At 60.0% G+C, this 19,243-nt stretch carries 16 protein-coding genes; 9 read left to right on the top strand and 7 right to left on the bottom strand.

From position 1 onward, the window contains the following. Positions 1 to 11: 11 nt before the first annotated feature. Positions 12 to 560 carry an O-acetyl-ADP-ribose deacetylase gene (locus OQ287_RS07740; protein WP_265896083.1) on the bottom strand — a complete coding sequence of 183 codons (549 nt, stop codon included), beginning with the start codon at positions 558 to 560 and terminating at the stop codon, positions 12 to 14. Positions 561 to 632: 72 nt separating this feature from the next. After that, positions 633 to 1,829, bottom strand: coding sequence for a multidrug effflux MFS transporter (locus OQ287_RS07735; protein WP_250935029.1), 1,197 nt, complete (start codon positions 1,827 to 1,829; stop codon positions 633 to 635). 192 nt (positions 1,830 to 2,021) lie between these two features. Between OQ287_RS07735 and OQ287_RS07730 the strand changes: the two genes are divergently transcribed. Further along, positions 2,022 to 2,888 carry an SDR family oxidoreductase gene (locus OQ287_RS07730; protein WP_265896082.1) on the top strand — a complete coding sequence of 289 codons (867 nt, stop codon included), beginning with the start codon at positions 2,022 to 2,024 and terminating at the stop codon, positions 2,886 to 2,888. 111 nt (positions 2,889 to 2,999) lie between these two features. Beyond that, complete coding sequence (locus OQ287_RS07725) at positions 3,000 to 3,497, top strand: GNAT family N-acetyltransferase (RefSeq protein ID WP_265896081.1); 498 nt, start codon at positions 3,000 to 3,002, stop codon at positions 3,495 to 3,497. 63 nt (positions 3,498 to 3,560) lie between these two features. Here OQ287_RS07725 and OQ287_RS07720 read toward each other — a convergent pair whose 3' ends face one another. Further along, entirely contained in the window at positions 3,561 to 5,024 is a 1,464-nt protein-coding gene (locus OQ287_RS07720; protein WP_265896079.1) for a methylenetetrahydrofolate reductase C-terminal domain-containing protein, read from the bottom strand. 374 nt (positions 5,025 to 5,398) lie between these two features. On the opposite strand from OQ287_RS07720, the gene OQ287_RS07715 reads away from it, so the two are divergent. Together OQ287_RS07715 and OQ287_RS07710 are read left to right on the top strand one after the other, a co-directional pair. Continuing rightward, positions 5,399 to 6,382 carry a DUF1852 domain-containing protein gene (locus tag OQ287_RS07715; protein WP_250935020.1) on the top strand — a complete coding sequence of 328 codons (984 nt, stop codon included), beginning with the start codon at positions 5,399 to 5,401 and terminating at the stop codon, positions 6,380 to 6,382. A 40-nt stretch (positions 6,383 to 6,422) separates the two neighbouring features. Continuing rightward, a complete protein-coding gene (locus tag OQ287_RS07710) occupies positions 6,423 to 7,451 on the top strand; it encodes a methionine synthase (RefSeq protein WP_265896078.1) in 1,029 nt (342 codons plus the stop codon). A 482-nt stretch (positions 7,452 to 7,933) separates the two neighbouring features. Here the strand turns inward: OQ287_RS07710 and OQ287_RS07705 are convergent, their stop codons facing one another. Continuing rightward, positions 7,934 to 9,121 (bottom strand): aldose epimerase family protein, encoded by a 1,188-nt coding sequence (locus OQ287_RS07705; RefSeq protein ID WP_322974107.1) that lies wholly within the window; start codon positions 9,119 to 9,121, stop codon positions 7,934 to 7,936. A 374-nt stretch (positions 9,122 to 9,495) separates the two neighbouring features. On the opposite strand from OQ287_RS07705, the gene OQ287_RS07700 reads away from it, so the two are divergent. Continuing rightward, the gene (locus OQ287_RS07700) at positions 9,496 to 10,464 is read left to right on the top strand and encodes a metallophosphoesterase (RefSeq protein ID WP_265896077.1); all 969 of its coding nucleotides are present in this window, start codon (positions 9,496 to 9,498) and stop codon (positions 10,462 to 10,464) included. Between the two features lie 40 nt (positions 10,465 to 10,504). Here OQ287_RS07700 and OQ287_RS07695 read toward each other — a convergent pair whose 3' ends face one another. After that, the gene (locus tag OQ287_RS07695) at positions 10,505 to 11,701 is read right to left on the bottom strand and encodes an MFS transporter (protein WP_265896076.1); all 1,197 of its coding nucleotides are present in this window, start codon (positions 11,699 to 11,701) and stop codon (positions 10,505 to 10,507) included. Between the two features lie 278 nt (positions 11,702 to 11,979). Here OQ287_RS07695 and OQ287_RS07690 point away from each other — a divergent pair, with 278 nt between their 5' ends. After that, positions 11,980 to 13,044, top strand: a complete 1,065-nt coding sequence (locus OQ287_RS07690) for an acyltransferase family protein (protein ID WP_265896075.1) — start codon at positions 11,980 to 11,982, stop codon at positions 13,042 to 13,044. Between the two features lie 61 nt (positions 13,045 to 13,105). Further along, positions 13,106 to 14,158, top strand: a complete 1,053-nt coding sequence (pyrC, locus tag OQ287_RS07685) for a dihydroorotase (protein ID WP_265896073.1) — start codon at positions 13,106 to 13,108, stop codon at positions 14,156 to 14,158. Between the two features lie 37 nt (positions 14,159 to 14,195). On the opposite strand, the gene OQ287_RS07680 is transcribed toward pyrC, so the two are convergent. Further along, positions 14,196 to 15,716, bottom strand: coding sequence for a carboxylesterase/lipase family protein (locus OQ287_RS07680; RefSeq protein ID WP_265896072.1), 1,521 nt, complete (start codon positions 15,714 to 15,716; stop codon positions 14,196 to 14,198). Positions 15,717 to 16,066: 350 nt separating this feature from the next. Here OQ287_RS07680 and OQ287_RS07675 point away from each other — a divergent pair, with 350 nt between their 5' ends. Together OQ287_RS07675 and OQ287_RS07670 are read left to right on the top strand one after the other, a co-directional pair. Beyond that, positions 16,067 to 17,443: an NAD-dependent succinate-semialdehyde dehydrogenase gene (locus tag OQ287_RS07675; protein WP_250935002.1), complete on the top strand. Its 1,377-nt coding sequence runs from the start codon at positions 16,067 to 16,069 to the stop codon at positions 17,441 to 17,443. A 235-nt stretch (positions 17,444 to 17,678) separates the two neighbouring features. After that, positions 17,679 to 18,269: a malonic semialdehyde reductase gene (locus tag OQ287_RS07670; RefSeq protein ID WP_250935001.1), complete on the top strand. Its 591-nt coding sequence runs from the start codon at positions 17,679 to 17,681 to the stop codon at positions 18,267 to 18,269. 49 nt (positions 18,270 to 18,318) lie between these two features. On the opposite strand, the gene rutR is transcribed toward OQ287_RS07670, so the two are convergent. After that, a complete protein-coding gene (rutR, locus tag OQ287_RS07665) occupies positions 18,319 to 18,966 on the bottom strand; it encodes an HTH-type transcriptional regulator RutR (RefSeq protein ID WP_250935000.1) in 648 nt (215 codons plus the stop codon). Positions 18,967 to 19,243 lie beyond the last annotated feature (277 nt).

The raw sequence follows: 19,243 nt of genomic DNA, 5'->3' as shown, positions 1-19,243 counted from the left end.
ACGCCGGTGCGTCAGTCTGCGGCGAGAACCTGCTCGTATACCGTCTGGAACGCCCGGGCGTCCTGGTCACTGAAAAAGCACAGCGTCACGTGAAGCTCGGGATAGTTCGGCAGCACCTCGGCCATCAGGCCACACACCACCCGGGCAGCATCGTCGAACGGGTAGCCATAGACCCCGGTGGAAATGGCGGGAAAGGCAATGCTTGTGCAGCCGTGTTCGGCGGCCAGCGCCAGGCTGTTGCGGTAGCAGTTTGCCAGCAGATGGGACTTGTCTTTCGTTCTGGCGTATACCGGCCCAACGGTATGAATCACGTAGCGCGCAGGCAGCTTGAACCCCTCGGTCAGCGCCACGTCACCATCGGGCAGGCCGTCAGGCCAGTCCTGCCGGCGGAGGTTTCTGCAGGCATCGAGCAACTCAGGCCCCGCTGCACGATGGATGGCCCCATCGACGCCGCCACCTCCCATCAGCGAATGATTGGCGGCGTTGACGATCGCATCAACGTTCAGGTGTGTAATATCACCGGTGATCACGCGCAGCCGCGCGCGCCATGACTGACTCATCCCATGTGCTCCTTCTCTCGTGCAGACTCGCGCTTCGTGGCCGGTCAGAGCGCCACGAAACTGCCGCCGATCTCACCCGGCTTCCACGCTGGCCCGCCCCTTGATGAGTGAGCGCAGCAACATCAGCACACCAACTGCCGCACAGGCGGCCATGGCCAGGATCAGGGCTTCCAGGGTATGCGGTAAAAGCGCCGACAGCGCCGACACGGTGCCGGCAATACCGAACTGGGCCGCCCCCAACAGCGCCGCGGCCGTCCCGCCACTGAGAGGGAAAAACTCCAGAAAGCAGGCCTGAATGTTAGGGCTGATGGCCCCCATCGAACCAATGGTCAGCATCATTGCAGCCAGAAAGCCGTAGAGCCCCCAGTCGTTGAAGGTCGCCAGTACCAACAGCACCATGCCCAGCGCCTGACAACAGGTTGCCAGCTGAAGAATGCGCAGTGACGGCAAACGAGACAGCAGGATGCGATTGGCAATATTGAAGCACAGCATGGTGATGATATTGGCGGCAAACAGAAACGAGAAGGCCGAAGGCGTCTGCTCGAAATGCCCCTGATAAATGAAGGAGGCGTAGGTAACGAACAGCATCATGGTCGAGAAGGCGGCCGACTGCCAGACGATAAACGGCAGGGCCTGACGCGTGGACAGCACAGCCCTGTAGCGCTGAAGAATGCTCAGGTTCGATTTCTGACGCGATACACGTCTGTTTTTATGAAACACCACCTGTAACAGCATCGGCACCAGCAGCAGGGCATATACCGCCAGCGCCACGAAAATCACGTGCCAGGACCCGAATTGCAACAGCAGGCTGCCAACACTGGGCGCAACACCAGGGGCCAGTACCATGATAAAGCCCATCATTGAAAACAGCTTGGCCGCATCACGCCCCCCGACCCGGTCACGCACCAGCGCCGGTACTGACACCAGCACCCAGCCGGCGCCAAAGGCCTGAAAGATTCTCCCGACCAGCAGCGTACCCAGCGTCTCGGCCTGGGCAATGACCAGGCTTGAAAGCGCAAAGACCACCAGACCCGCCATCAGGATACGCTGTCGGCCGAACCGGTCCGATAACGCGCCCCCCACCAGCTGTCCGAACGCCAGCCCGAAGATATACACCGAGACGCTCAATGATACCGCCTGCTGCCCCACACCCAGCGACTCACCGATGACCGGAAAGGCCGGCAGATAGGTATCCATGGAGAAAGGCCCCAGCATCATGGTCAGGGCCAAGGCAAGCACCAGTGAAAAGGGGACAGTTGATTGGGGCATAAATACTCGCAGGCAGAATACTAATTGATAAAGTCAACGATATGATACCGACAAAACCGGCAACGCTCCAGCGAGCGAGCCGCTTGTCAGTGCTTCCTGTCTCTACTACACCTCTTGTTACTTTCATCGTAGTCGATCATTTTTCAGATACACCGCGGTGCAGACCTCACGAGATCAAAAGGAGCAGTCACCATGGTCAGGAAGACCACGATCCACGCGCAGCAACAAACCCTGCCAGGCAGTGAAGCGTTGATGTCACCCCGGGCGGAGTTCATCCGCGACAGCTATCGTGGCAGCGGCAAGCTCGATGGCAAGGTCGCGCTGATCACCGGCGGAGACAGCGGCATAGGCCGCTCGACAGCGATCCACTTTGCGCGCGAAGGGGCCAGTGTTGCCATTACCCACCTGGCAGAAGAGCAGGAGGATGCCCTGGAAGCCAAACGTCTGGTGGAGGCCGAAGGGGCAAGGTGTCTGCTGATTGAAGCCGACCTCCGCCAGCGTGACGTCTGTGACGACGTGATTCGTCAGGTCATCGATACCTTCGGCGCGCTGAACACACTGGTCAACAATGCCGGCACCCAGCAGGTCAGCAAGGACATGACCGAGCTCAGCGATGAACAGTGGAAGAATACCTTCGCCACCAACATCGACAGCCTTTTCTACCTGACCCGGGCCGCCCTTCCCCATCTGGGTGAGGACGACACCATCATCAACAATGCCTCGATCAACGCCTACATCGGACCGGAATTTCTGATTGATTACAGCGCGACCAAGGGTGCGATCATCAGCTTTACCCGCTCACTGTCCAACCAGGTGGTCGGGCGCGGCATCCGCGTAAATGCCGTCGCGCCTGGCCCGGTCTGGACCCCCCTCCAGCCGGCGACCCTTGGCGCCCACGATCCGGACATGCTCGAGGATTTCGGTAGTGGCACCCCCATGGGCCGCGCCGGACAGCCCTCCGAACTCGGCCCGTGCTTTGTCTTTCTCGCCTCGCTGGATTCCTCCTTCATCAGCGGTCAGACCCTGCATCCGAATGGCGGCACGGTCGTGAACGGCTGAGCCTGTTCAGGGGCATGTCAAAAAGGCAGCGCATGGGCGCTGCCTTTTTTGTGCCATGCATCACGCATCAGGCAGTATGGGGAAGTCCCCCGACACATTCCTGGTATCGCCATGAGCTCTCTTCACATTCGCGCCCTCGAACCCGAGGACATCCCCGCGGTTCACGTCCTCTATTCCCAGCCCACCCTTCAGCGCAACACGCTGGGGCTGCCGTATATGCCGGTATCGGCATGGGCGGAAAAGGTGGCGGCAGGACCGGGCAAGCATCTATTGGTCGCGACGCTCGATGGCCGTCTGGTCGGCCAGATCAGTCTGTTGCTGGAGGAGCACCGCCCGCGCAGGCGGCATGTCGGCAGCCTCGGCATGGGTGTGGATGAAACCGTTCACGGCCAGGGCATCGGCACGCGGTTGCTCGGGGCGGCACTGGAACTTGCCGATGACTGGCTGGGCCTGACCCGGCTCGAGCTGAGCGTGTACGCTGACAACGCCGCCGCCATCGCGCTTTACACCCGCGCAGGCTTCGAACAGGAAGGCCGCCATCGGAACTTTGCCCGCCGCGAGGGCGTGCTGGTCGATGCGCTGTCGATGGCACGGATACGCGAGGGCTAAGCCTCTCGAGAGGCCACGAGGCTACCGCGTTTGACCCCCCTTGTGGCCATGCACTCATTACGCTCAAGGGCTCTGTTCCTGATCCCCGGGCGTTCGCGGTGACGCGGCATCGAACCACTGTGGCCAGGAACTCTGGTGGCGCGCGTCAGCATCGATGCACGGAATCAGGCGGTCGGTCAGTATCCGTGTCTGCCCGGTCGCCCTGGCCGTTCTGTATTTAACGCTGTGTATGCACTCGCGATCACCAAACTCGCAGCGATCAAGCCGAGTTCCGCCACAGGGGCCGTTCGCAAGTCCCTTGGGGCAGGTTTCGGGGCAGATGTACAAGGTGTCCTCAAGGCGGCACGTCCCGCAGGTATCACATCCGACCAGGGGGCGTTTCACCCCCCGCTCCAGTCGATGCAGCCAGTGCCTGCCGCGGGGCGTGCGCCAGACCCGACGTGTGAGCAGCCAGCCAGCGCCTCGACTCAGCGGGTTGGTGCGACTGAACAACAGCGAATGGAACATCGATAGCGTGTGGTAGCGCATACGTTCCTTTCGGGTCGCACGTGATCGGGACTCGCCCGGTTGCCAGCCAGACTCCGAGGGATGAAACGTCACGAGAGGCACGTCCGGCATGTGCCAGTGCGCCTCCCAGGCGGCACGCCATTGCTCGAGGGTCCTGATCTCCAGTCTCAGGGTATCGATCGTTTTTTCCAGCGCGTGCAGCTGTTCCAGGGTGTGAATCCCCGACAGATGGATACCGGCATACCCCATCAATTCAAGCCCGATGATCTGCACCCCCAGACGCGCAAGACTGCGTTCACGGGCGTAGGCCGTGGAAACCGCCGCTTCAGCGGCAAGCAGCGCATGCATCGAGCGGGTAATCGTTACGCCAGGAACGTGCTCCAGGAGCGTGGCACTTCTGGCGGTCAACGCCATGACACAGGCCAACAGGGGCACGGGGGCGGTGCGCTGCTGCATCCATGTCTGGGCCTCCTGATGCTTCCGGGCATCGAAGCCCAGCTGGAGGGTCAGGAAATCGGTACCGGCCAGAAGTTTCTTTTCAGCCTTGAGGTACTGCGCCCCGCTCTCGTCCTCCTGGTACTTGAACGGATTCAAGGCGGCACCGAGCAGCCAGCTCGGCCTGGCCTGCCTGACGATGTCCAGTGCAGGAACGGACTCCAGATAACGCACGGGCTGACCGGGCTCATGCCCCACCACCCGATCGCCCGTCAGCACCAGCAGTTGATCCAGACCGGCGGCGTCCATGCGATCCATCTGATCAAGTAGCGCCTGTCGGTCGCGATCCTTGCCGGAAAAGTGAAGCAGGGCCGGAAAGGAGCATGCCGCTCTTGAAAACGTCTCTGGTGGCGACAGGTCTTCGTTGCTGCTCACCCGGTCGGCAATGGCCCCGACCAGCGGCCAGCCGCACAGGCTTGAGCGCTGCATGAGTTGTTCAAAGCCTGCCAGGCGCTCGGCAGAACGTCTTGGCACAAACTCGACAACACAGACGAACCGGTGTTCGCAAAGTGCCTTTCTCAACATGATCACTGCCCTTCCGCTGCCGGATCGAACGCCCTGTCAAACCGGACCCCATGACGATTGAGCGCCGCATGTGCCACCTCGATGAGATGGGAGACATCGCCCAATCATGAATTTTATTCTATTTAATCTTGAAAATATTCAGTTTGTTTCATGATGAGGCGTCACCGACAATACCTTCCAAACGCCGATCGTCGCTCACCCGTTACCTCGGGTGATGCATGGATACGGCCATCGCGTGCAGATCAGGCATGCCAACGGATTGACGCGGCAACAGGCCAGCGCGCTTGAGCCGCACCCGGGACCGACCAGAACGGAAAGAAAAGAAACGGGGCCCGGCAACCCATGAATTTCAGGTATCAGGAGTGCAGGTCGCCATGAGCGAAGAGGTTACCTTTACCATCAAACGCATCGGATTCGATGAGCATTATCGTCCATCGGACAGCACGCGCACCACCACCAACTTTGCCAATCTGGCCCGGGGAGAACAGCGCCAGGAGAACCTGCGCAGAACGCTTGAAATGATCGACAACCGGTTCAATGCACTGGCCCACTGGGACAACCCGGAAGGCAACCGCTATACCGTCGAACTTGATATCGTATCCGTCGACATGACAATCCATGCCGCGCGCGCAAGCGATGCCCTGCCGTTGATCGAAATCCTGAAGACCACCATCCTCGATCGCCAGACCGGTGAACGCATCGAGGGCGTCGCGGGCAACAATTTCTCCTCGTATGTCCGGGACTATGATTTCAGCGTCGTACTGCCGGAACACAACAAGAACCGCACCACCTTCAGCATCCCGGACAACTTCGGCACGCTGCACGGCAATCTGTTCACCTCCTTTATCAATTCCGGTGCCTACAAGGACTGCTTCACCAAACCGCCCGTGATCTGCATCAGCGTGTCCAACAGCAGGACCTACCACCGCACGGACAACCGACACCCGGTGCTTGGCGTCGAATACCGGCAGGATGACTACTCACTGACCGATGCGTATTTCAGGAAGATGGGATTGACCGTGCGCTACTTCATGCCGGAAGGCAGCGTCGCACCGCTGGCGTTCTACTTCTTCGGCGACCTGCTCAACGATTACACCAATCTGGAACTCATCAGCACCATCAGCACCATGGACACGTTCCAGAAGATCTACCGCCCCGAAATCTATAACGCGAATTCCGTGGCGGGCCGTGCCTATAAACCAAGCCTTGACCACTCGGACTACTCACTGACCCCGATCGTCTACGACCGCGAAGAGCGCAACCGGCTGGGCATAGAGCAGGGCAGGTTTGCCGAAGAGCACTTCATCAAGCCCTACAAGCCGTATCTCGATCAGTGGTCTTCACGCCCCGCATCCTGATTCTTCCGCCACTGATTCTCTATCGACAAGGTTTTACATCATGAATGAATGGTTACCCACATCCACCGCCGGCAGCCTGCCGAAACCTGCCTGGCTTGCCGAGCCCGAGACGCTCTGGTCTGCATGGAAACTGCAGGACAGGGAACTGATCGAAGGCAAGCAGGATGCACTGCGGGTATCGCTGCACGATCAGCAGCAGGCCGGCATTGATATCGTCAGTGATGGCGAACAGACACGTCAGCACTTTGTCACCACCTTCATCGAGCATTTGAGCGGCGTCGATTTTGAGCAACGCAAGACCGTCAGGATTCGCGATCGCTATGACGCCAGTGTGCCGTCAGTGGTTGGCCCCGTGGCGCGCGAAAAACCGGTCTTCGTCGACGATGCCAGATTCCTGCGCCAGCAGACCGACCAACCCATCAAGTGGGCGCTTCCGGGCCCCATGACCATGGTCGACACACTGTATGATGGCCACTACAAGAGCCGTGAAAAGCTCGCCTGGGAGTTCGCGAAGATCCTCAACCAGGAAGCTCGGGAGCTGGCCGCCGCCGGCGTCGACATCATCCAGTTCGATGAGCCGGCCTTTAACGTCTTCTTCGATGAGGTGAACGACTGGGGCATCGCGGCGCTCGAGAAGGCAATCGAAGGGGTCGAGTGCGAAACGGCAGTACATATCTGCTACGGCTACGGCATCAAGGCCAACACGGACTGGAAGAAGACACTGGGGTCGGAATGGCGCCAGTACGAGGAGATCTTTCCCAGACTGCAGGCGTCGAACATCGATATCATCTCGCTTGAATGCCAGAACTCCCATGTCCCGATGGAGCTGATCGAACTCATTCGGGGCAAGAAAGTGATGGTCGGCGCGATCGATGTGGCCACCCACACCATCGAAACACCCGAGGAGGTCGCCAATGTCCTGCGAAAGGCGCTTCAATTCGTGGATGCCGACAAGCTGTATCCCTGCACCAACTGCGGCATGACGCCCCTGCCACGCGCCGTGGCACAAGGAAAGTTGAACGCCTTGAGCGCGGGCGCCGCCATCGTTCGAGCAGAGCTTGCCCTCTGACCTCAGATGGCCTGAAACGTCTGGTTTTTTTGGCGGTGTTCAGATCGAGACAGGTCTCGGCGGCCTTGCCCACATGGCTGTCGCCCCAGATCATGCCCACTGCCATAAAACTGCCCGGAACAAAGGCACTGCGTGTTTGCAGGGTATTTCCTCCTGACTCGGGCATCGCCCCGGGTAATTTTGAACCACCGCCGGCGCCTGCGAAAAACGCAGCGCCTTTATTATTGCCGTTTTTCAGCGGTCTGTATGGCAGCATAAAAAACCCGACGCCATCGGCGCCGGGTATCGTTTCGTCTGACTTGCGATTATTGAGTGTGAATTCCAGCCCTTCTGATTCCACCTTTTTCCATTCGAAATCGGGCGAGGTCAGGTTGAGCTGCGTGTACGGCAGTGAATCGCAGGGAAACCAGTAGTTTTTATCTGTATCCACCATGCAGGCCGCCCGAAGGCGGCGCAGTGTCACGTTCCAATCACATATGGAATCACTCGGTCGAGAAGGTATACACCGTACGGGACTGATAGGTATCGCCCGGTTTCAGGATGGTAGAAGGAAAGTCGGCCTGATTGGGCGAATCCGGGTAATGCTGGGTTTCCAGCGCAAGGCCGCTGCGATGGCCATAGGCATTGCCTCCCTTGCCGGTCAGGGTGCCATCCAGAAAGTTGCCGGAATAAAACTGAATGCCCGGCTCGGTGGTAGCTACTTCCATGACACGGCCGCTTTCAGGGTCACTGACCCGCGCCGCCAATACCAGTGTGTCGTCCGTTGCTGACGCGCGATCAATCACGAAGTTGTGGTCATATCCCCTGGCGCGAACAAGCTGCTGGTTATCGTCATTGATTCGCTCCCCTATAGCCGTCGCCTTGGTAAAATCAAACGGCGTGCCCTTCACCGACTTGATTTCACCGGTCGGAATCAGCGTCTCATTGATGGGCGTGAACTCGTCGGCATTGATCATGACCTGATGATCCAGAATATCGCCACTGCCTTCACCGCCCAGGTTGAAATAGCTGTGCTGGGTCAGATTGACAGGTGTCGCCCTGGTCGTCGTGGCCTTGTAATCAATGGCCAGTTCGTTGTTATCCGTCAGTGTGTAGGTCACCTCGACGTCCAGCTTGCCGGGATACCCCTCCTCGCCATCAGCACTGGTATAGGTCAGCATCAGCCCTGAACCGCTGTCATTTTCAAACGGCGTGGCGTTCCACAGCACGCGGTTGAATCCCTTGTCGCCCCCATGCAGGTGGTTGGGACCATCATTTTTGGCCAGATCGTACGTTTTACCGTTCAGCTCGAACGTTCCGCCGGCGATCCGGTTGCCATAGCGCCCTATCAACGCTCCGAAATACGGGTTGGATTGACGATAGGCGTCCGATAGATAGCCATCCAGTGAGCCAAAGCCCAGCACGATGTCATCGAGCCGGCCCTGAGCATCCGGCGTCTTGAGTGACGTGATGATGCCACCGTAATTGGTCACTTCCATTTCCACGCCGTTGCCATTGACGATGCGATAAAGATCGACCCTGCGCCCGTCAGGCAAGGTGCCAAATGCCGAACGTTCGACGGAGTCAGGGGTGTTCATCGCCCCACTGTCGTCGGCGAGGGCCGGATTGGCGGCAAGAAATCCAAGGCTGGCGCCCAGCGCCAGACAGGAAAAGGACATTCCCCATTTCATGGTACGTGCTCCTGCGGTGCGACTGTGTCAGCAGTCTGCTTTTTATTCGAAATAATCATTCGCTGGTTGAGCGGTGCCAATAACGTGCTCGCCACCACAGTAGGCCAGGGGATTGGCAAGCCACTAATACCGTTTTCCCGATACTTCGATATACATTCGGTTATGAGGACAACCAGGCGATCCTGCAGAGGGTGAGCCAGGCCAGGGCACACCGACATATTCCCCGGTATGGGCGCACCGGCCTGTCGACGCATCATGTTCGACCTTTTCAGGTGGTCAACCTGTCACGTTCCGAAAAGGTGTGTTGTATCCTGGCATCCGGCTTGTCAGAATCGATCCGCCGCAGCGGCACAGGCATTTCGGAGCGAAACGGCATGACACGCATTATCAAACGGACTGTGGTTACGCTTGCGTTCGCTCTACTCGCCACACTGGTCTGGGGTGTAGTGATCGAGCCCTATACACTTGATCAGCGTAATACCAGCGCGACAGTGCCCAACCTGCCCAGGGCGTGGGAAGGGCGCAGGATTGCCCTGCTCGCCGATTTTCAGTCCGGCATGTGGCTCGATAACACCTCGCTGATCGATACCATTACCGAGACCCTCCTCAGGCAGCGCCCGGCTGCCGTGATCATTGCCGGCGACTTTGTCTATCACCCCACCAATACATCCGATGCCGCTGCCGCGAAGCGGGCACTGAACACGGCCAATGAGCAAAAAACCCTCATGTCACTGGATACCACCCTGGCGCGATTGAAGCCTCTGATGGAGGCCGGTATTCCTGTTCATGCGGTGCTGGGCAACCATGATTACGCCATGGCCTCTCCCCATGATGCCCGCCTGGGATTCATTGCCGATGCCGTGAAAAAACGCATCCAACAGGCCGGCATTACCGTGCTCCAGAACCGGGCAGTACCGCTGTCACTTCCAGACAGCAATACCACGGACCAGCCCCTTTATCTGGTGGGTATCGGCTCGCACTACGCCGGCAATGATCACGTGGAACAGGCCCTTGAAACCCTGCCGGCCGACGCTGCCCGCCTTGTCGTCATGCACAACCCGGCGTCATTTCCCGATTTTCCTGCCCATACGGCGCCGCTGGCCATGGCCGGCCACACGCATGGCGGGCAGATGCGCCTGCCGGGGCTGCCACAGTGGAGCTGGATGAGCCTGTTTCAATCCGGCCCGGCACATACCGATGGCTGGATCGAGGAGGACTATGGCGCGCCGGGCAACAGGCTGTACGTCAATCGCGGGATCGGCTTCAGCATGGTGCCGATTCGTATCGATGCCCCACCGGAACTGACGATGTTTACCCTTCAGGGCAACGGTACAGCACAATAGGCTCCTTCCTCATTCCGGGACGACGGCTCACTGAAAACGCTCAGGTCTGGCTGTGCCGCAGGCGCAGCAATCCCGCCAGCGCAACTGCGGCCAGTACCATGACAAGGCCGGTAAACAACAGGCCAGCGGCTTTCAGCCCCATGAGCGTCACTGCCAGACCCAGCCCGACCACCGGCAGCGACAGTGCCACGTAGGCCACCACGAACAACAGTGCCGTCACCTCCCCGCGCTGCGCTTTTGGGCTTTGCCCCGCCACTGTCGAGATGCTGGCGCCAAAGGAACCTCCCTGCCCGGTACCGGCCATCACGGCGCTGGTAATGAGCCACCCGAACTGCCCGGTCATTATCGCCACCAGCAGACACCCGAGCCCGACCAGCAACGTGAACGTGGACAGGGGCAGACGAAGGTGCGCCGGCAACCTGCGCTGAATCATCTGCCCCAGGGTCGAGCCCATGAACAGCAGAAAGATGGAGGCCCCGACCACCAGGTGATTATCAATGTGCAGTAATTGGCCCATCAGGTTGGGCACCAGTGAGGTGAACAGCCCCATGACGCAAAAGCCCGCGAAGCAGGCAATCGAGGCAGGAATGAATACGGCCCGAACCTCTCGGGGCACGCTGAATGACTGGCGATGCAGCCTAAGCCTGTCCGGGCGGGTGACGGTTTCAGGGCACTGCCACAACAGCCCGCCCGCCACGACGATCAGCAGGGTATGCACAGCGTAGGGAAGGACCAGGGGCGACGGCAGATACTGCGCCAGCGCTCCGGCAGTCAGAGGCCCCAGCCCCAGCCCACCCATGTTGGCGGCCGTGGCGATAATGGCCGCCCGATTTTTGAGGCGCTCCGGAGCCAGCTCGATCACGGCCACGGTGGCCGTCGCGGTAAAAAGCCCGGCCGACAGACCGGACAGAAAACGCCCTGCCAGCAGCCACCAGAGCGTCCCGTCGCTCATGAAAAACAGGTTGCTTGCCAAGGCGCATACCAGCCCCACAGCCAGCATGGGGCGCCGCCCCAGCTGATCCGACCAGGGCCCGCTGACCACCAGCGCCAGCAATACACCCACGGCGTAAGTGGCAAAGATCACCGTGATGATCAGGGCCGAATAACCGAACTGCTGCTCATAGATCGGATACAGCGGTGCGGGCAGTGTGGTGCCCAGCATCGTCACGGTGAATACGAACGCGATGGCGGCCAGGCCGCGTGCACCGCTCAATGAATGGGCAAGTCGATGGGGCATATCGGTCTCGTGAGCATCCTGTGGGGTGGCATATACCAGGACACAGCATAGACGCCCTGCCGCCTGGCCGGCACATGCAGTCGAAAGCACACGAGGCGTGATACCACGCTCCGGGGCAGGCAAACCGCCGCGCACGTCACTGGCCACGACAGGGGCACATCAGAGGCTCGCTCAGGCGCACCGAACGTGAAACGATGACGTTGAAATGATCAGCACGGACGCACGCGGAAAGACGTGCGACAATAGTCGTATAATTACCCACCATTAGCGCACCCCCCATGACGTCACACAATACTGCTACTGCCTCACCTGCCAGAATCGCCTGGATCGATGCCGCCAAGGGCGCCTGTATATTCATGGTCATTCTCTGGCACGTCGCCACCGGCGCGTTCAATGAGGCCACCTATACCCACATGCCGCTGGATGTCTACTGGACCGGCCTGCTGACACTGTTTCAGCCGCTGAGGATGCCGCTGTTTTTTGTAATCTCCGGCTTTCTGGCCCACTCGGCCATCACCAGACGGCCCTGGAGCCACAGTCTGGCATCGCGCATTCTGATGCTGGGCTGGCTTTACATCCTCTGGGCCTCGATTCTGCTGCTGTTCAAGACCTGGCTCGCTAGCGCGTTCGCCCCCGATGTGCTGGAAGCAACCATTGCCGGACCGGTCGACTATCTGGCCCACCTGCTTCTGGCCGATAACACCATCTGGTACCTCTATGCACTCGTGATCTACTTCACGCTCTGCAAGGCCCTCAAAGGCCAGCCGCTCATTCTGCTCGGCGCCCTGTTTGCGCTCTACCTCGGGGCCGACCGGCTCACCGATATCACCAATTTCTCGAAGCTCATCGGCTATGGGTTCTTCTACGCCGCAGGCTGCTTCGGCAAGCCCTGGATCGAGCGCTATTACGCGGATGTAAAACTGCCTCGGCTGCTGGGAACGCTGATCGTCCTGCCGATCGTGATGCTTGCCGGGCGTCAGCTCGACCTGTTCTATCACCCGGTCACCCAGCTCATCATGTCGTGCCTGATGGTATCGATCAGCATCGACATGCTGAGCCTGATACTCAAGCGGTGGTCACTCGGCTGGTTCCAGGCCCTGGGCCAGCGCACGCTGCCGGTATACGTGCTGCACATGCTGTTGATTTATCCGATGGCGCTCGCGTTCAGTGCACTGTCCGTCGACACCCTGCAGGGGTCGCTGCTGTTTGCCGGTCTGCCGCTGCTGCTTGGATTTGTCGTCCTGGGGCTCTCCCTGCTGGCATACAGTCTGATCAACCGCGGACCGCTCAAGGCCCTGTTCGACCTGCCACGGCTGTCGATGCAGCGTTCCGTTCAGGAATAATCGCACGCACCGGGGGCTCTGGTATGATGAGCCGCGTTCATTTCCCTGCCCAGGAGCCCCCATGACCACCGCCCCCCAGACCCTCACCATTCGTCGCCCCGATGACTGGCACCTGCACCTGCGCGATGGCGACACGCTGAACACCGTACTGCCCCATACCAGCCAGCTGTTTGCCCGGGCCATCGTCATGCCCAATCTGGCACCGCCCATTACCACCCTCGAGATGGCCCGCAGCTACCGGGAGCGCATTCTGGCCGCCCTGCCCGAAGGCCACGATTTCACTCCCCTGATGACCTGCTACCTCAATGAACACGTGACCCGTGACACCCTGGTACACGGCCATGAGCAGGGCATTCTGACCGCCGCCAAGCTCTATCCTGCCAATGCCACGACCAACTCAAGCCATGGTGTCAGGGATGTGGCCGATATCTACCCGCTGCTGGACACCATGCAACGCATCGGCATGCCACTGCTGGTTCATGGTGAAGTCACCCGTGGCGACATCGATATCTTCGACCGGGAAAAGTACTTCATTGATGACGTAATGAGCGGCATTCGGCAGCGTTTCCCCGAATTGAAGGTCGTGTTCGAGCACATCACGACCAAAGAGGCCGCCCAGTTCGTGCAGGACGGTGATCAATTTCTGGCCGCCACACTGACGCCGCAGCATCTGGCGCAAAACCGCAATGACATGCTGGTGGGCGGCATTCGTCCGCACCTTTACTGCCTGCCGATTCTGAAACGAGCCGAGCACCAGGCCGCGCTTCGTCAGGCCGTCGCCAGTGGCCATCCCCGCTTTTTCCTGGGTACCGATTCCGCGCCACATGTTGTCGCTGCCAAGGAAACAAGCTGTGGATGCGCCGGCGTATTCAATACGTCTGCCGCCCTGTCGGTATATGCAGATGTCTTCGAACAGGAAAACGCACTGCAGCACTTTGAAGCCTTCTGCTCCGACAACGGGCCGGCCTTCTACGGCCTGCCCCGCAATGAGGGGACCATTACCCTGACCCGCACGCCGACCCTCATGGCGGACCACATCGGTCAGGGCGAGCAGATGTTTGTGCCCTACAAGGCCGGTGAGCATCTCAGCTGGTCCGTGAAACGGGACGACTGACCTCCAGGCCGCGCCCGAATCGGGCGCGGCCCGGGAGTTAGTGAAGCCCCTCCACCAGATCCAGGGCCGTCTGCCACGGGTCAGGCGACGCCGACGGTGCCGCCCGCTCGGGAAAGATCATCAGGGGAGCCGTATTGGTGTCATAACGCGGCCACTCGGGCACCACGGCACCATTGGGATCTCCCTGCCGGGCAAAGTTGACAAGGTAAGTGTGAAAGGCCCGGGCAGCGGCGGCATCTTCCTCGCTGACCTGTTCGGCCCCGAAGCGGGTAGCCAGCGTATCAAAGGCGTAGGGGATATCCGTGGCATGGGGGGCACCGTTCCACCGGCCGCGCATGGGCGTGGCCACATGGCCGAAGCGGTACAGCCAGGTCGCCTGCCCTCCGGCAATGGCCTGCCTGGCGATGAAGCGAGCGGGCTCGGTCATTTTTACATCACGCCCGATGCGACGGGACAGATCATGCAGTTCAGCCGTACCACTGGGGTCATACAGGGCCCGGGCCTGATCGGCAGCGCCCTTGAAGCGCGAAAACAACGCCTCCCTTGAATCAGCGCCCATGGCGCCCAGATCGTTATCCGTCGTGCCGATCAACAGCGGCACCTGAAACTGCGCCGTGTTCATGAACCGATGCTGAACACTGTCAACGATGACATCGCCATCCACGAAGGGCCCGCCCACGTAGGTTTTCTTCTCGATACGCTCGGAGGCCAGGGTCGGCATGTTGAGCTCACCGGCCACCTGCTGCGCCGGCAGGTCACGCAGTGCCTTCAGCGCCGCCTCATCCGTCCCTTCGATACCATGCTGCCGAGCGAAATTAAGGCCGAAATCCTCGGCGGAACGCGGTGCGTCGCTGTCCTGGGCCGACGGTGTGTCATCATGCTCCAGTGGATATATCGGCCCCATCAGATCGCGCCCACCGCCGGACATCACCACCGCCTTGCTGAACAGCCCCCGTGCCTTTGGCTGACTGGCCAGATACAGCACCGAATTACCACCGGCGGATTCACCAAACACCGTCACATTGTCAGGGTCCCCGCCAAATTTTCGAATATTACGCTGCACCCAGGCCAGGGCTGCCATCTGATCCATGATCGCGTAATTACCCTTCGGACCGGACTCACTGGCGGTCAGGGCCGGATGTGCAAAAAACCCGAAGCGCCCCAGCCGATAATTGATACTGACCAGCACAACACCATCACGGGCAAAGGCACTGCCGTCATACACGGGAGCAGCACTCCCGCCGTTGACGTATCCGCCCCCGTGAATCCAGACCATCACCGGATGATTCTCTGCGTCATCCTTAGGCTGCCAGACATTGAGGTACAGACAGTCCTCGGAAAGATTGCCCGCCAGGGGGGCCTCATCGCCGGCCATGGGCGTCTGCAGGCAGCTGGGCGAAAAGGCCGTGGCATCCCGCACCCCTTCCCAGGGGGTTACCGGATGTGGCGGCTGCCAGCGTCGTGCTCCGACCGGTGGCGCCGCAAAGGGAATGCCCCTGAATACGCGCGCCTGGTCGGTCACCTCGCCCTTCACTATCCCGTCATCAAGTCGTGTCATGGCTCGCTCCGTGGCATTCGCCGCTGTTACGCCCAAAAGAAGTGCAGCCGCAACGACTACTCCTGTGACTGCCCGCATTCCCTGCTCTCCAGATCATCCATTCAAGGGTTACGACTATAGTCGCCCTGTCCGAGTTCGCCTGCGCCGATGCGAAATGACCGGATTCAGTCGGTTTCAAAACGGCACGAGAGTCATCGCATAGGTCCCGGGGGCACATTGCCTCGACAGGAACACTGAAGCCCGCCTGGAGGATCAGGCAAGAGTTGAGCAGGAATGAGTTTGGCAAATCGCGCGCGATCTACCATGCTGGGGTCATTGGAAATCTTGATTCACACCACAGGGAGCGTGCTGTGCCTAATACAGTAACTACTATCAATCCGGCGACCGGCAAGGCCATTCGCGAATTTGACACCATCACCGATGAAGCACTTCAACAGAAGATCGAGCAAAGCCACCAGGCATTTCTCGAGTGGAAATCCAGATCCATCAGCGAACGTGGCGCGCTGATCAAAAAGGTCGGTGAGCGCCTGAACGCCCACAAGGATCGCCTTGTAAAACTGATGACGGAAGAGATGGGCAAGCCCATCAGTCAGGGTCCCGGCGAGATCGATCTCTGCAAGGCCATCTGCGATTACAGCGCCGACAATGCCGAAAAGGTGCTTGCCGATGAAGAGCGCGATCTGGACGGTGGACGGGCGCTGGTCAGCTACCAGCCGATCGGCATTATCTTCGGCATCCAGCCGTGGAACTTCCCGTTCTATCAGGTCGTGCGCTACGCCATCGCCAACCTGATGGCCGGCAACGCGGTGCTTCTCAAGCACGCACCGAATGTCTGGGGCTGTGCCGAGGCACTTGAAGAGATCTTCAAGGAAGCCGGCATGCCGGAAAACATCTTTTCCGTGCTCTACATCCAGGACCAGCAGGCAAGCCAGGTGACCGAGCACAGGCTGGTGCGTGGCGTGACCTTTACCGGCAGCGCCGCGACCGGTCGCAAGATTGCCGCCGCCGCCGGCGAGCAGCTCAAGAAGACCGTTCTTGAGCTGGGCAGCAACGACGCCTTTCTGGTGCTTGAAGATGCCGATATCGACAAGGCCGTCAACGCCTGCGTCATGGGACGTATCTACAACAACGGCCAGACCTGTGTCGCCGCCAAGCGTTTCGTGGTGGTGGACGCCGTTTATGACAAGTTCCGCGATGCCTTCGTCGAGAAGATGAAAAACGTGGCGTTCGGTGATCCGACCGACGAGAACACCCAGCTGGGTCCGGTCGCCCGCAAGGACCTGCGCGACGCACTGCACCAGCAGGTGCAGGAATCGATTGAAAACGGCGCAACCTGTGTTGTCGGGGGTGAGCTGCCGGACGTGGAAGGCTTCTTCTACCCGGCCACGGTACTTGAAGACGTCAAGCCCGGCATGCCGGCCTATGACGGCGAGCTGTTCGGCCCGGTCGCCTCACTGATCCGTGCCACCGATGAAGACGATGCCCTGCGCATCGCCAATGATTCGGTCTATGGCCTGGGCGGTGGCATCTTCTCCGAAGATGAAGAGCGTGCAGTCAAACTGGCCCGCGATCATTTCGATACCGGCATGATCAGCATCAACGGCTACTACATTGCTCAGCCCAACCTGCCTTTCGGCGGCGTGAAGGACAGCGGCTATGGCCGGGAGCACGGTGGCTTCGGCATGCGCGAATTCGTCAACATCAAGTCCATGATGATCGCGCAGTAATACGCAGCATCCCCGGCGCCTGCCGGGGCAGATGGTAAAAAACCGCCCTCCTGCGAGGGCGGTTTTTTCATGTCAGGCTGCCGGCGCGCTCAAACGTCAGAAGCCGAGCCGTCGACGCCCGCCACCCTCCTGCCGGACAGGCAGGTACGACAAACGTCTGGCATCGGGGGGAACGGCGAGCTAGGGTAGCCAGTGCTGGAAACCTATATCGATTACAACAACAAGGAGAACGTCGATGCTGTCATCACTCGACAATAACGCGCTGTCGCAACTGTTTTTCGAGGCTCATACTCACAACGCCTGGCAGCCGGAAAAGATCAGCGAGGAAACCCTGCGCACGCTTTATGACCTGGTGAAAATGGGCCCTACATCCGCCAACTGCTGCCCGGCACGTTTCATCTTTGTTCGTACGGAAGCCGGCAGGGAAAAACTGCTGCCGTGCGTGTCGTCGGGCAATACCGACAAGACAGCGACCGCCCCCTGCACGGTGATCGTCGCCTACGACAAGCGCTTTTACGATCGGTTGCCGACCCTGTTCCCGCACACCGATGCCCGCAGCTGGTTCACCGGCAGCGAGGCCTTCGCCGAGCAGACCGCCCTGCGCAACAGCTCGCTGCAGGCGGGCTATCTGATTCTGGCCGCGCGGGCCCTGGGGCTGGATACCGGCCCGATGTCAGGCTTTGATCCGAAGGCCATCGACGAGGCCTTCCTTGCCGGCACGGACTGGACCGTCAACATGCTGATCAACCTGGGATACGGCGATGCCAGTGGCGTGAAGCCGCGCCTGCCGCGCCTTGATTTCGATGAGGCCTGCCAGCTCGTCTGATGCGCCCTTGACAGCATGGCCCGCGGCCGCGCTCGACTGCGTACATCACTTACGGGGTCGAGCGTGGCAACAGCCCACCCAGCACCATGTCCTGAATCGTTTGCACGGTGGCCTCGAAAAAGGCCGGGTCATCCAGCCCCTGACCGGACACCGCCCTGATCTGCACCGCAAAGTCAGCGTAATGCTGCGTCGCGCCCCACAAGAGATAAAGCAGATGATGCGGCTCGACCGGGTTGATCCGGCCACTGGCCACCCAGTCGTTGATGACCGCCGACTTCTCCTCCACCAGCGCCTTGAGGTCCTGCTCCAGCAGCTCCTTGATCAGCGGTGCCCCCTGGATCATTTCAAGGCAGAAAAGTCTGGAAGCGTCGGCACGGTCCCGGGCCAGCTCGACCTTGATACGAATATAATCGGCAATCGCATCCGCCGGCGCCTGATCGGCATTGATCGCCCGCATCGGGGCAAGCCAGGTATCCAGAATCTGCTGCATCACCGAGATGTAGAGCATCTCCTTGGATGAAAAGTAATAAAGCAGATTGGTCTTGGAAACACCGGCCTGCTCGGCAATGGCGTCCAGACTGGTACCTCGTACACCAAACCGCGAGAACAGCGTAAGTGCGGCATGGCGTATACGTTGCATGCGCACTTCACGGTCTGCCGAACGCTTGCCGCCGGCGGCGGAACCCCTGTCGCTCATGTCTCTCCCTGCCCCTCAAAGGCCACTTCCGGTGCCTGAATATTACGGTGTACTGACGCCCTGTTCAGGCCCGCACGCCACCATCATGAAGCCGCACGCCTGCAAATGCGCTAAAAAAGCGCGAAATGAGGGCAATGCGCGCCGTTTTTGCTCATTGACTCACAATAACCTGGACCATTTGGTCCGATGTATTTCCTGCCCCGCCTGACAAGCCGTTGAAAACAGACAGGGAAACGATACCTGGCACGCCTGTTGGCATGTATTTCATGCAGTGCCG

It is taken from the genome of Larsenimonas rhizosphaerae (assembly GCF_026240105.1).
Classification (GTDB): domain Bacteria; phylum Pseudomonadota; class Gammaproteobacteria; order Pseudomonadales; family Halomonadaceae; genus Larsenimonas; species Larsenimonas rhizosphaerae.
This window is presented reverse-complemented; position numbering and strand designations above follow the sequence as displayed.

Coding starts and splice junctions, on each gene's coding strand:
- OQ287_RS07740 (WP_265896083.1), bottom strand. CDS start 560: ATGAGTCAGTCATGGCGCGCGCGGCTGCGCGTGATCACCGGTGATATT.
- OQ287_RS07735 (WP_250935029.1), bottom strand. CDS start 1,829: ATGCCCCAATCAACTGTCCCCTTTTCACTGGTGCTTGCCTTGGCCCTG.
- OQ287_RS07730 (WP_265896082.1), top strand. CDS start 2,022: ATGGTCAGGAAGACCACGATCCACGCGCAGCAACAAACCCTGCCAGGC.
- OQ287_RS07725 (WP_265896081.1), top strand. CDS start 3,000: ATGAGCTCTCTTCACATTCGCGCCCTCGAACCCGAGGACATCCCCGCG.
- OQ287_RS07720 (WP_265896079.1), bottom strand. CDS start 5,024: ATGTTGAGAAAGGCACTTTGCGAACACCGGTTCGTCTGTGTTGTCGAG.
- OQ287_RS07715 (WP_250935020.1), top strand. CDS start 5,399: ATGAGCGAAGAGGTTACCTTTACCATCAAACGCATCGGATTCGATGAG.
- OQ287_RS07710 (WP_265896078.1), top strand. CDS start 6,423: ATGAATGAATGGTTACCCACATCCACCGCCGGCAGCCTGCCGAAACCT.
- OQ287_RS07705 (WP_322974107.1), bottom strand. CDS start 9,121: ATGAAATGGGGAATGTCCTTTTCCTGTCTGGCGCTGGGCGCCAGCCTT.
- OQ287_RS07700 (WP_265896077.1), top strand. CDS start 9,496: ATGACACGCATTATCAAACGGACTGTGGTTACGCTTGCGTTCGCTCTA.
- OQ287_RS07695 (WP_265896076.1), bottom strand. CDS start 11,701: ATGCCCCATCGACTTGCCCATTCATTGAGCGGTGCACGCGGCCTGGCC.
- OQ287_RS07690 (WP_265896075.1), top strand. CDS start 11,980: ATGACGTCACACAATACTGCTACTGCCTCACCTGCCAGAATCGCCTGG.
- pyrC (WP_265896073.1), top strand. CDS start 13,106: ATGACCACCGCCCCCCAGACCCTCACCATTCGTCGCCCCGATGACTGG.
- OQ287_RS07680 (WP_265896072.1), bottom strand. CDS start 15,716: ATGACACGACTTGATGACGGGATAGTGAAGGGCGAGGTGACCGACCAG.
- OQ287_RS07670 (WP_250935001.1), top strand. CDS start 17,679: ATGCTGTCATCACTCGACAATAACGCGCTGTCGCAACTGTTTTTCGAG.
- rutR (WP_250935000.1), bottom strand. CDS start 18,966: ATGAGCGACAGGGGTTCCGCCGCCGGCGGCAAGCGTTCGGCAGACCGT.